At 71.1% G+C, this 11,792-nt stretch carries 11 protein-coding genes; 6 read left to right on the plus strand and 5 right to left on the minus strand.

Features of this window, described 5'->3' with window-relative positions:
• On the plus strand, positions 1-209 hold a 209-nt coding region (locus tag VIP82_RS08345), incomplete at its 5' end, for a hypothetical protein (protein WP_331907532.1).
• A gap of 27 nt (positions 210-236) precedes the next feature.
• On the opposite strand, the gene paaI is transcribed toward VIP82_RS08345, so the two are convergent.
• The 4 genes from paaI to VIP82_RS08365 are packed head-to-tail and all read right to left on the minus strand — an operon-like array spanning position 237 to position 4,442.
• Positions 237-653, minus strand: a complete 417-nt coding sequence (gene paaI, locus VIP82_RS08350; RefSeq protein ID WP_331907552.1) for a hydroxyphenylacetyl-CoA thioesterase PaaI — start codon at positions 651-653, stop codon at positions 237-239.
• Positions 654-688: 35 nt separating this feature from the next.
• Positions 689-2,842, minus strand: coding sequence for a phenylacetic acid degradation bifunctional protein PaaZ (gene paaZ / locus VIP82_RS08355; RefSeq protein WP_331907534.1), 2,154 nt, complete (start codon positions 2,840-2,842; stop codon positions 689-691).
• On the minus strand, positions 2,839-3,696 hold the full coding sequence (locus VIP82_RS08360) for a 3-hydroxyacyl-CoA dehydrogenase family protein (RefSeq protein ID WP_331907536.1): 858 nt from the start codon (positions 3,694-3,696) through the stop codon (positions 2,839-2,841). Before VIP82_RS08360 ends, paaZ begins: the two co-directional genes overlap by 4 nt.
• Positions 3,693-4,442 carry an enoyl-CoA hydratase/isomerase family protein gene (locus VIP82_RS08365; RefSeq protein WP_414684639.1) on the minus strand — a complete coding sequence of 250 codons (750 nt, stop codon included), beginning with the start codon at positions 4,440-4,442 and terminating at the stop codon, positions 3,693-3,695. Before VIP82_RS08365 ends, VIP82_RS08360 begins: the two co-directional genes overlap by 4 nt.
• Before the next feature lie 114 nt (positions 4,443-4,556).
• On the opposite strand from VIP82_RS08365, the gene VIP82_RS08370 reads away from it, so the two are divergent.
• Positions 4,557-5,165: a TetR/AcrR family transcriptional regulator gene (locus VIP82_RS08370; RefSeq protein WP_331907540.1), complete on the plus strand. Its 609-nt coding sequence runs from the start codon at positions 4,557-4,559 to the stop codon at positions 5,163-5,165.
• A gap of 73 nt (positions 5,166-5,238) precedes the next feature.
• Here VIP82_RS08370 and VIP82_RS08375 read toward each other — a convergent pair whose 3' ends face one another.
• Positions 5,239-6,621 (minus strand): MFS transporter, encoded by a 1,383-nt coding sequence (locus VIP82_RS08375; RefSeq protein WP_331907542.1) that lies wholly within the window; start codon positions 6,619-6,621, stop codon positions 5,239-5,241.
• A gap of 117 nt (positions 6,622-6,738) precedes the next feature.
• Here VIP82_RS08375 and VIP82_RS08380 point away from each other — a divergent pair, with 117 nt between their 5' ends.
• Genes VIP82_RS08380 through hpaD form a run of 4 tightly spaced genes read left to right on the plus strand, consistent with a single transcriptional unit; the run spans position 6,739 to position 11,721 of the window.
• Positions 6,739-8,256 (plus strand): fumarylacetoacetate hydrolase family protein, encoded by a 1,518-nt coding sequence (locus VIP82_RS08380; RefSeq protein ID WP_331907544.1) that lies wholly within the window; start codon positions 6,739-6,741, stop codon positions 8,254-8,256.
• Positions 8,253-8,942: a GntR family transcriptional regulator gene (locus VIP82_RS08385; protein ID WP_331907546.1), complete on the plus strand. Its 690-nt coding sequence runs from the start codon at positions 8,253-8,255 to the stop codon at positions 8,940-8,942. The genes VIP82_RS08380 and VIP82_RS08385 overlap by 4 nt, the downstream gene beginning before the upstream one ends.
• A 59-nt stretch (positions 8,943-9,001) precedes the next feature.
• Positions 9,002-10,534: a 5-carboxymethyl-2-hydroxymuconate semialdehyde dehydrogenase gene (hpaE, locus tag VIP82_RS08390; protein WP_331907548.1), complete on the plus strand. Its 1,533-nt coding sequence runs from the start codon at positions 9,002-9,004 to the stop codon at positions 10,532-10,534.
• A gap of 44 nt (positions 10,535-10,578) precedes the next feature.
• Positions 10,579-11,721, plus strand: coding sequence for a 3,4-dihydroxyphenylacetate 2,3-dioxygenase (hpaD, locus tag VIP82_RS08395; protein ID WP_331907550.1), 1,143 nt, complete (start codon positions 10,579-10,581; stop codon positions 11,719-11,721).
• The last annotated feature ends 71 nt before the right edge of the window (positions 11,722-11,792 follow it).

Below are 11,792 nucleotides of genomic sequence, written 5' to 3' on the forward strand. Positions count from 1 at the left end.
GGCACGACCTCGAGACCGCGTCCGCCGCGCTCGGCGCGGCGGAGCCCGACAAGGCCGCGGCCGCCGGAGCGCTCGAGCGCCTGACGCGAACGCTGAAGTCGGCCGGAGCATTGGCCTCGGCGGGAGCAGCGCTCATCGGACCGCTGCAGGCGATCGGGCGCTGGCTCGGTCCGATCGGGGCGACGCTGCTCGGCATTCTGGTGCTCTGAGGGGGCACGGATGCCGCGGCCATCGCGTCACCCTGTGGTGTCGGCGCCGGCGCGGCGCGTGGTGAAGGAGCGCCCGCGGAACTCCGCCACGACGTCCCCGGTCTCGTCTGTCACCGTGACGTCGTACAGACCGCTGCGCCCGGCGAGCGCGCGGCGGCGGGCATGGGCGGTCAGCGTCTGCCCCGCGCGCGTCGCCTTGAGGAACGAGATGTCGGCTCCGGCGGCCACCGTGATGTCGGCATCCGTGTCCCCTTCTCCCGGCGCCACGGCGTTGCACGCCATCGCGAACGCCGTATCGGCGAGCGCGAACACCATTCCGCCGTGCGTGATCGCGAAGCCGTTCGTCATGTCTTCGCGCACGCGCATCGATACGACGGCTTCGCCCGGTTCGTCGCGCTCGACGATCATGCCCAGCGCCGCCGACGCGCGGTCGCGCTGCAGCATGCGCCGCTGCCCCGCGAAGTGGTCCGCAGGATCGCTCACGCCCCGACCTCTGCCGGCAGGGGATCTGCGGTTGCCGGCGTGTCCGCGGTCTTGGCGACCAGCGTGAGCACGTCGTAGGTGGCGACGATGTCATCGCGCTGGTTGAGGATGACCGCGTCCCACCGCACCTCGCCGTAGTCGTCGGTCTCGCGCGGGGTGATCTGCTTCGCGGTCAGCACGACGCGGATCTCGTCGTCGGGCGACACCGGCGTCATGAAGCGCAGGTTCTCGAGCCCGTAGTTCGCCAGCACGGGACCGGGATCCGGGTCCACGAAGAGCCCCGCCGCCCACGACACGAGCAGGTAGCCGTGCGCGACGCGACCGGGGAAGAACGGGTTGGCAGCGGCGGCCGCTTCGTCCATGTGGGCGTAGAAGCGGTCGCCCGTGAAGTTCGCGAACGTCTCGATGTCGTCGAGGGTGACCGCACGCGACGGCGACGCGAGCTGATCGCCGATCGCGAGCTCGGCGAGCGACTTGCGGAACGGGTGGCGGTCGGAGCGGGATGCCGCACCCTGGTGCCAGACGCCGGTCAGCGCCGTGAGCATCGCGGGCGAGCCCTGCACCGCGGTGCGCTGCATGTGGTGCAGCACCGCACGGATGCCGCCGAGCTCCTCCCCTCCGCCGGCGCGCCCCGGTCCGCCGTGGACGAGGTGCGGCACGGGCGCGCCGTGGCCCGTCGAGGTGCGGGCGTCGTCGCGGTCGAGGAACAGCAGTCGGCCGTTGTAGGCGGCGGTGCGCGCGAGGAGGGTCGCGGCGACGCCGAGGTCGGACGTCGCGACGCTCGTCACGAGCGATCCGCCGCCGCGGCCGACGAGATCTGCGGCCTCCTCCACCGACCGGTACGCGAGTACGCTCGCCACCGGTCCGAACGCTTCGACGTCGTGGACCGCGTGGGGCAGCGCGTCCGCTTCACCGTCGAACCCGATCAGGATCGGGCCGATGAACGCACCGTCCGGGGCAGCTCCCGTGGAGCCGTCCGCGTGCGTGACGTCGGGCGCGTCCGTCGTTCCCAGCACGATCCTCCCGCCGGCGGCCTCGAGCGCGCCGACGGCGCGCAGCACCTCGTCGCGCTGCGCGAGCGAGACGAGCGGCCCCATGGTGACGGACTCCGCGTGCGGGTCGCCGACGACGACACGCTCGGCGATCTTCTGCCGCATCGCTGCGACGAGCGCGTCGACGGCGTCGGCCGGGACGATCGCCCGGCGGATCGCTGTGCACTTCTGGCCGGCCTTCGTCGTGAGCTCGACCATGAGCTGCTTGACGTACGCGTCGAACTCGGGCGTGCCCGGCACCGCGTCGGGCCCGAGCACCGACGCGTTGATCGAGTCGGTCTCGCTCGTGAACCGCAGCCCTGGAGCAGCCTGCGCGCGCAGCCGTTCGGCCGTCGACGCGCTGCCGGTGAAGCCGACGAGGTCGCCCAGCCCGAGATGCTCGAACAGGCCGGGCACCGCACCGCTCACCAGCTGCAAGGACCCGGCGGGGAGGAGTCCGGTCTCGACGAGGATGCGCAGCCACGCCTCGGCGACATACGCGGTCGGCGACGCGGGCTTCACGATCGTCGGCACGCCGGCGAGGAAGGCCGGGGCGAACTTCTCGAGCGCGCCCCACATCGGGAAGTTGAAGGCGTTGATCTGCACGGCGACGCCCGGTAGCCGCGTGTAGACGTGGCGGCCGAGGAACGAGCCGTCCTTCGACAGCGACTCGACCGGGCCGTCGAGATACACCTGCGCGTTGGGCAGCTCACGGCGCCCCTTCGACGAGTACGTGAACAGCACGCCGATGCCGCCGTCGATGTCGTTGAGCGAGTCGCGCACCGTGGCGCCGGCGCGCTTCGAGAGCTCGTAGAGCTCCTCCTTGCGCGCGGTCAGCGCGATGCCGAACTGCTTGAGCAGCAGCGCCCGCTGGTGGAACGTCAGCGCGCCGAGGCTGGTCTGCCCGACCGTGCGCGCATGGGCGATCGCGGCCGCGAGATCGACGCCCTGCGTGCTCAGGTACGTGACGACGTCGCCCGTCGACGCGTCGAGCACCGGGGTCGCGTCGTCGCCGGTGTCGGGGATCCACCACTCGTCGCGCAGATAGCTGGGGAGGATGCCGGTCGGGGACGGCTCGATCGTGCCCGGCTCCTCGATGGTCCCTGTCTGCTCGATCATCGCTGTTCACTCCATTCGTAGAAGCCGCGGCCGCTCTTGCGGCCGAGATGTCCGTCCGCGACGAGGCGCCGCAGCAGCAGCGGCGGCGCGAACCGCTCCCCCAGTCGTCGGTGCAGCTCTTCGGCGATCCCGAGCCGCACATCGAGCCCGACGAGGTCGGTCGTGCGCAGCGGCCCGACCGGATGCCGGTAGCCGAGCTCCATCGCCGCATCGATGTCGGCGGCCGAGGCGACGCCCTCCTCGAGCATCCGGATCGCCTCCAGCCCGAGGGCGACGCCCAGGCGGCTCGAGGCGAAGCCCGGGCTGTCACGAACGACGATCGGCGTCTTGCCGAGCGCCTCGATCCACGTCCTCGCGTCGTCGACGAGCCCCGGCTCGGTCTCGGCTCCGGTCACGACCTCCACCAGTCGCGAGGCGGGCACGGGGTTGAAGAAATGCAGCCCGAGAAAGCGCTCCGGCCGGGCCAGCGCCGACGCGAGGTCGTCGATGGAGATCGACGACGTGTTGGTGGCGAGCGCAGCGCCGGGCGAGAGATTCCGCTCCACCCGTGTGAGGGCAGCGATCTTCGCGTCGCGCTCCTCGGGCACCGCCTCGACGACGAGCGGGCAGCCGGCGAGAGCTGCGGCATCCGTCGCCGTCTCGATCGCCGAGCGGAGCGCGTCGATGTCACGGTCGGTCGCGCCGCGCTCTACGCTGCGCCGCACCGTCTCGAGCAGGCGAGCGGATGCCGCGGCCGCCGCCTCCGCGTCGCGCTCGACCACGACCACCTCGGCACCGGCGAGCACGAACGCGTGCGCGATGCCCGCACCCATGCGGCCGCCGCCGATCACGCCGACGCGCTCCGGCACGCTCATCGCTTGCGGCTCTCGAGGAACGCGGCCATGCGCCGCTCCTTCTCGGGGCTCTCGAACAGCTTCGCCTGCAGTTCGAGCTCGAGCTCGGGGTGTGCGGTGCGCGGGGCCAGCAGTGCTGTCTTCGTGTAGCGCGTCGCGAGCGGATCGTTGCGCGCGATGCGGTCGGCGATCGCGTGGGCGGCCGCGAGCAGGTCGGAGGGCTCGTACAGCGACGACACGAGTCCCCAGGCGACGGCGGTGCCGGCATCCAGGATCCGTCCGGTCAGCAGCATCTCGGCCGCGCGCGCCGCCCCCACGATCTCAGGCAGGCGCCACGTGGCGCCCGCGGCGGCGATGATGCCGAGGCCGGTCTCGGGGTTGCCGATCTGCAGGGCGGGCGTGCCGATGCGGATGTCGGCGGCGTAGGCGAGCTCGGCTCCGCCGCCCAGCGCGTAGCCGTCGATCGCGGCGATCACCGGCATCGGGAGGCTGCGCACGCGCTGGAACGCGCGCGTGTTGATGCCGCGGCGGGCGTCGGCGGCGCGGCGCTCGCGCAGCTGGGCGATGTCGGCACCGGAGGCGAACACACCGTCGGAGCCGGTCAGGATCAGCGTCCGGGGCTCGCGCTCCAGTTCCTCGCAGAGCTCGTGGAGCCGGTCGATCGTGTCCTGATCGATGGCGTTGCGCACCTCAGGCCGCGTCAGGGTCGCGACGACGCGGTCCGCGCTGCGCTGGATCTGCAGCGGCCCTGCACTCGACGCTGGCATCGGCATCCTCTCGATCCGCTCCGTCGCGGTCGCGACCCATAATACTTGACCGATCGTTCAGTAATATCCCTCGAGGTGCGCGGATCGCGCGCCGACCGGTGCCAGACTGGGCGCATGCCCGCGAGCGCAGAGCCCCTTCCCGCCCGCCGCGGGCGCCCGGGCTACGACCGCGACCAGGTGCTGACGGTCGCCGTGACGCTGTTCAACGAGCAGGGCTACGACGCCACGTCCGTCGCCGACCTGGCCTCGCGGCTCGGCCTCACGAAGTCGGCGCTCTACCACCACTTCGACTCGAAGGAGCAACTGCTCGCGCTCGCGCTCGACGAGGCTCTCGACGGGCTGGAGGGTGTGCTCGACGCCCCGGATGCCGCCGTCGACGATCCCGCCGAGCGGCTCGGGGCGGTGCTGCGCGGCGCGGTGCGGGTACTGGTCGACAAGCTGCCCCACGTCACCCTGCTGCTCCGCGTCCGCGGCAACAGCGATGTGGAGCGCGCCGCGCTCGAGCGGCGGCGCGCGTTCGACCACCGGGTCACCGCGCTCGTCGTCGAGGCGCAGCGCGCGGGGCAGGTGCGCGCCGACGTCGACGGCGCCGTCGCCACCCGCCTGCTCTTCGGCATGGTCAACTCGATCGTCGAGTGGTACCGCCCGACCGGCCCGGTGGACCGTGACCGCCTCGCGCACGACGTCGTCGCCGTGGCCCTCGACGGCATGCGCACCCGCTGACTCACGCGCAACGACGGATGCCGCGACCCCGGGTCTCGGAAGAGCCCGTGGTCGCGGCATCCATCCCGATGGGTCAGGCCTTCGCCATCCCGTAGATCGGGCTGACCGACTGCTCCGCCTCGTGGTCGGGGCCGAGCGGGATGCCGGAGCGATCGCGCAGCAGCAGCGTGGCGATCAGGCCGACGACCGTCATGCCGGCGAGGTACCACGTGACCGACAGCGTCGAGCCGGTCGCCTGCACGAGGGCCGTCGCGATGGTCGGAGCGAACGCACCGCCCAGGATCGCGCCGATCGCGTACGAGATCGAGACGCCCGAGAAGCGGATGGATGCCGGGAACAGCTCGGAGTACAGCGCCGCCTGGGGTCCGTACGTGAAGCCGAGGCCGAACGTGAGGATGGCGAGGCCGAGGAACAGCAGCCAGATGTTCCCGGTGTTCACGAGCGGGAACAGCAGGAAGACGCCGACGAGCTGCAGTATCCAGCCGATGATGTACGTCGTGCGGCGGCCGATACGGTCCGACACGAAGCCGGCGGCCAGCGTCGACATCAGCCACGTCACCGCGGAGCCGGCGACGGCCCAGAGCACCGGACCCCGCTCGAGGGCGAGCGGGCCCTCGGGGTTGGTCGAGTAGCCCTGGATGTAGCCGCCGGTCGTCATGTAGCCGACCGCGTTGTTGCCCGCGAACACGAGGGCGGCAATGAAGACGAGCAGGGCGTGCTTGCGGAAGAGCGTGACGATCGGCATCCGTGCCTTCTCCTTGCGCTCGGCCAGTTCGGCGAACACGGGGCTCTCTTCGACACGGCGGCGCACGTAGTAGCCGACGAGGATGAGCACGACGCTGAGGAGGAACGGCACGCGCCAGCCCCACACGAGGAAGGCGTCACCGGGAGCGATCATCGCCATGAGTGCCATGACGCCCGACGCGAGCAGCAGTCCGAGGGGCACGCCGATCTGCGGCGAAGCACCGAACGCGCCGCGGCGGGTCCGCGGGGCGTGCTCGACGGCCATGAGGACCGCGCCGCCCCACTCGCCGCCCGCCGAGATGCCCTGCAGGATGCGCAGCAGCACCAGGAGGATCGGCGCCCAGATGCCGATGGCCTCGTAGGTGGGCAGCACGCCGATGAGGGCGGTCGATGCGCCCATCAGGATGAGCGTCCACATGAGCACGACCTTGCGGCCGTACTTGTCGCCGAAGTGGCCGGCGAGGAAGGCGCCGAGGGGACGGAACAGGAAGCTCACGCCGACGGTGGCGAAGGCCACGATCGCGCTGTTCGCACCCAGCGGCGCGAAGAACAGCTGACCGAACACGAGGCCGACTGCGGTGGCGTAGATGAAGAAGTCGTACCACTCGACGGTGGTGCCGACGACGGTCGCGAAGACGACCCGGCGGCGGTCGACGGATGCGGCGATGGTTCCGGTGGGGGTGAACCCCGCCTCGGGTTGCGATGTGCTCATGGTGACTCCTGTGTCGGGGGCTGACGTCGTCGTCTCCGGCCCCGTTTCGGGGTTGGTTGCCGGATGCTGCACGATCATATACGATTTCGGATACGACGCAAGAGTGAGGGAGCTCGAATGGACGAGATCACGGATGCCGCACCGCCGGCGCCGGCGGATTCCCCGGCAGACCCGCGATTCGCGGCCCTCCCCGCTCGCCCGGGCAAGATCGTTGCGGTCCACCTCAGCTATGCGTCGCGTGCCGACCAGCGGGGGCGCCGGCCGCAGCATCCGTCCTACTTCTTCAAGCCGTCGAGCTCGGTCGCGGCATCCGGCGACACCATCGAGCGCCCCGCCGGCACTGAGTTGCTCGCCTTCGAGGGCGAGATCGCGCTCGTGATCGGCAGCACCGCCCGGCGCGTGCCCCTCGCCGACGCCTGGTCGCACGTTGCCGGGGTCACCGCGGCGAACGACTTCGGCCTCTACGACCTTCGCGCCAATGACAAGGGATCCAACGTGCGGTCGAAGGGCGGCGACGGCTACACCCCGATCGGCCCCGAGCTCATCGAGGCCGGCCTCGTCCACCCCGACGCGCTCCGGGTGCGCACGTGGCTCAACGGCGACCTCGTGCAGGACGACACGTCGGCGGGCATGATCTTTCCGCTGGCCCAGCTCGTCGCCGACCTGTCGCAGCACTTCACCCTCGAGCCCGGCGACGTGATCCTCACCGGCACCCCCGCCGGCTCTTCCGTGGCGCAGCCCGGCGACGTGGTCGAGGTGGAGGTGGACGTCCCCGGCGGGCCGTCCTCCGGCCGCCTGGTGACGACGGTGGTCCAGGGCGCCGCGGACTTCGACGCCGACCTCGGCTCTCTCCCCCAGGCCGACGACCTGCAGCGCTCAGAGGCGTGGGGCTCCCGCGAGGCGGCCGGGCTGCCCGCCGGAACACCTGTTCTTGGCGACGAGCTGCGCGCGAAGCTCGAAGCCGTTCCCGTCGCCGGGCTGTCGGCGCAGCTGCGCAAGCGCGGGCTGAACAACGTGCACATCGACGGCGTGCGGCCGCTGCATCCGGAATCCAAGCTGGTCGGCACCGCGCGCACCCTGCGTTTCGTGCCCAACCGCGAAGACCTGTTCGCCTCCCACGGCGGCGGCTACAACGCGCAGAAGCGCGTGTTCGACGCCGTCGGCGACGGTGAGGTCGTCGTGATCGAGGCACGCGGCGAAGCCGGGTCGGGCACGCTCGGCGACATCCTCGCGATCCGCGCGCACGCGCAGGGCGCCGCCGGCATCGTCACGGACGGCGGGGTGCGGGATGCCGCAGCCGTCGCGGCCGTCGGCATCCCGGTGTACTCGTCCGGCGCACATCCCGCCGTGCTCGGCCGCAAGCACGTGCCGTGGGACGCCGACCTGACGATCGCGTGCGGCGGCACAACCGTGCAGCCCGGCGACGTCATCGTCGGCGACGCCGACGGGGTCGTCGTGATCCCGCCCGCGATCGTCGAGGAGGTCGTCGACGCGGCGCTCGCCCAGGAGGACGAGGACGCGTGGATCGCCGAACGCGTCGCGGAGGGGCATCCGGTCGACGGGCTCTTCCCGATGAACGCCGAGTGGCGGGCACGGTTCGAGACAGCGCACGAGGACCGGGAGGCCGGACGATGACCCCCGACACCGCCACGACGTTCAGCAAGTCGCAGCTCGCGTACCGCTGGGTCAAGGAACGGATCGCCAACCAGGAGTTCACCCCGGGCTACCGGCTGGTGCTCGGCAGCATCGCGGGCGAGCTCGACATGAGCGTCGTGCCCGTGCGCGAGGCCATCCGCCAGCTCGAGGCCGAGGGCCTCGTCACGTTCGAGCGCAACGTCGGCGCGCGGGTGTCGATGGTCGACGACTCGCAGTACCGGTTCAGCATGCAGGCGCTGTCGATCCTCGAGGGAGCGGCCACCGCCCTCGCCGCGCGCCGCCTCACCGCCGACGACATCCGCGCGGCGCGGCGGATCAACGAGCTCATGATCGAGACCCTCGAGCACTTCGACCCGCGGGCGTTCACCGGGCTGAACCAGGAGTTCCACGCGGCGCTGTTCACGAAGTGCGCGAACCCGCGGATGCTCGAGCTCGTCGACGCCGAATGGGGACGGCTGGGGCACCTGCGCGACTCGACATTCAGCTTCGTGCCGGGGCGCGCCGCGGAGTCGGTGCGCGAGCACGAGAACATCCTGCAGCTGATCGAGACCGGCGCCCCCCTCGGCGAGATCGAGAAGGCCGCGCGACGGCACCGCTCGGCGACCCTCGACGCGTACATGACCCACGAGCACCCCGACGAGGCCCTCGGCCTCCCGGCGCTCTGAACCTTCCGGATGCCGGAACCCCCGGCAGCCGGACCACGACCTCCGACGAAGGAGCAGCAATGACCGACACCACGACAGCCCTCGCAACGCGGCACGTACCCGAGGGCCTCCCCGCCCGCATCCAGCACTACATCGACGGCGAGTTCGTCGACTCGGCCGACGGCGACACGTTCGACGTGCTCGATCCCGTCACCAATGAGACCTACGTCCAGGCCGCGGCCGGCAAGAAGGCCGACATCGACCGGGCCGTCGCCGCTGCACGGCGCGCGTTCACCGAGGGGCCCTGGCCGCGGATGCTGCCCCGCGAGCGCTCGCGTGTGCTGCACCGCATCGCCGACATCGTGGAGTCCCGCGACGCCCGGCTGGCCGAGCTCGAGTCGTTCGACTCGGGGCTGCCGATCACCCAGGCGCTCGGCCAGGCGCGCCGCGCGGCCGAGAACTTCCGGTTCTTCGCCGACCTGATCGTGGCGCAGGCCGACGACGCCTACAAGGTTCCCGGCCGCCAGATGAACTACGTCAACCGCAAGCCGATCGGCGTCGCCGGCCTCATCACGCCGTGGAACACGCCCTTCATGCTCGAATCGTGGAAGCTCGGCCCCGCGCTCGCGACGGGCAACACCGTGGTGCTCAAGCCCGCGGAGTTCACGCCGCTGTCGGCCTCGCTGTGGGCGGGCATCTTCGAGGAGGCCGGGCTGCCGCAGGGCGTCTTCAACCTCGTCAACGGCCTCGGCGAAGACGCGGGCGACGCCCTGGTGAAGCACCCCGACGTGCCGCTCATCTCGTTCACCGGCGAGAGCCGCACCGGGCAGCTCATCTTCGGCAACGCCGCGCCCTTCCTGAAGGGCCTGTCGATGGAGCTCGGGGGCAAGAGCCCGGCGGTGGTGTTCGCCGACGCCGATCTCGAGGCCGCGATCGACGCCACGATCTTCGGCGTCTTCTCGCTCAACGGCGAGCGGTGCACCGCGGGCTCGCGCATCCTCGTGGAGCGATCCGTCTACGAGGAGTTCGTGGAGCGCTACGCGGCGCAGGCCGAGCGCGTCGTCGTGGGGTACCCGCACGACCCGGCCACCGAGGTCGGCGCCCTCGTGCACCCCGAGCACTACGACAAGGTGATGAGCTACATCGAGATCGGCAAGGGCGAAGCCCGGCTCGTCGCCGGCGGCGGCCGCCCCGACGGGTTCGACGCGGGCAACTTCGTGCGCCCGACCGTGTTCGCCGACGTCGCACCCGACGCGCGCATCTTCCAGGAGGAGATCTTCGGCCCGGTCGTCGCGATCACTCCGTTCGACTCCGACGAAGAGGCGCTGGAGCTCGCCAACGGCGTGAAGTACGGCCTCGCCGCCTACGTGTGGACGAACGACCTCAAGCGCGCCCACAACTTCTCGCAGGCGATCGAGGCCGGCATGGTCTGGCTCAACTCGAACAACGTCCGCGACCTTCGCACGCCGTTCGGCGGCGTCAAGGCCTCCGGTCTCGGACACGAGGGCGGCTACCGATCGATCGACTTCTACACCGACCAGCAGGCCGTGCACATCACCCTCGGCCCCGCCCACAACCCGACCTTCGGCAAGGCGGATGCCGCCGGCCACTGAGGCTGCGGCACCCATCCCTCCCGACTCCCACGCAAGGACGCGACATGACCCACCGTGACGACATGACCCTCACCTCCTCGGGCTTCTACGTGAGCCAGGAGGCGCCGATCCACACCGACAACCCGGTGCCGACGCCTGCGAGCCCGGCCCCCGACATCCTGCGCTGCGCCTACATGGAGCTCGTGGTCACCGACCTCGCCGCATCGCGCACGTTCTACGTCGACGTGCTCGGCCTGTACGTCACCGAGGAGGACGACGAGGCGATCTACCTGCGATCGACCGAGGAGTTCATCCACCACAATCTCGTGCTGCGTCAGGGTCCCGTCGCCGCGGTCGCCGCGTTCTCGTACCGTGTGCGCACCCCGGAGGACCTCGACAGGGCGGTCGCGTTCTACGAGGAGCTCGGATGCCGCGTCGAGCGTCGCCCGGAGGGGTTCGTCAAAGGCATCGGCGATGCGGTGCGCGTGACCGACCCGCTCGGGTTCCCCTACGAGTTCTTCTTCCAGACCGAGCACGTCGAGCGTCTCTCGTGGCGCTACGACCTGCACACTCCGGGCGAGCTGGTGCGGCTGGACCACTTCAACCAGGTCACTCCCGACGTGCCGCGCGCGGTGAACTTCATGCAGTCGCTGGGCTTCCGCGTGACCGAAGACATCCAGGACGAGGGCGGCACCGTGTACGCCGCCTGGATGCGCCGCAAGCCGACGGTGCACGACACCGCCATGACCGGCGGCGACGGCCCGCGCATGCACCACGTCGCGTTCGCCACCCACGAGAAGCACAACATCCTCGCGATCTGCGACAAGCTCGGCGCCCTGCGTCGCTCGGACGCGATCGAGCGCGGGCCGGGACGCCACGGCGTCTCGAACGCGTTCTACCTCTACCTGCGCGACCCCGACGGCCACCGCGTCGAGATCTACACGCAGGACTACTACACCGGCGACCCCGACAACCCCGTCGTCACGTGGGACGTGCACGACAACCAGCGCCGCGACTGGTGGGGAAACCCCGTCGTGCCCAGCTGGTACACCGAGGCGTCGACGGTGCTCGACCTCGACGGCAACCCCAAGCCGATCGTCGCGCGCACCGACGCCAGCGAGATGGCGGTCACGATCGGCGCCGACGGCTTCTCGTACACGCGCAAGGGCGATGAGGAGCAGGGCTTCAAGCTCGGCAACACGCTCTAGCCGCCGTCGATCATCCGATGGCGAACGCCGCCCGCCGCCCCGATTTCCGGGCGACGGGCGGCGTTCGCATG

The sequence above is a fragment of the Microbacterium sp. genome (assembly GCF_036566905.1).
Taxonomy (GTDB): domain Bacteria; phylum Actinomycetota; class Actinomycetes; order Actinomycetales; family Microbacteriaceae; genus Microbacterium.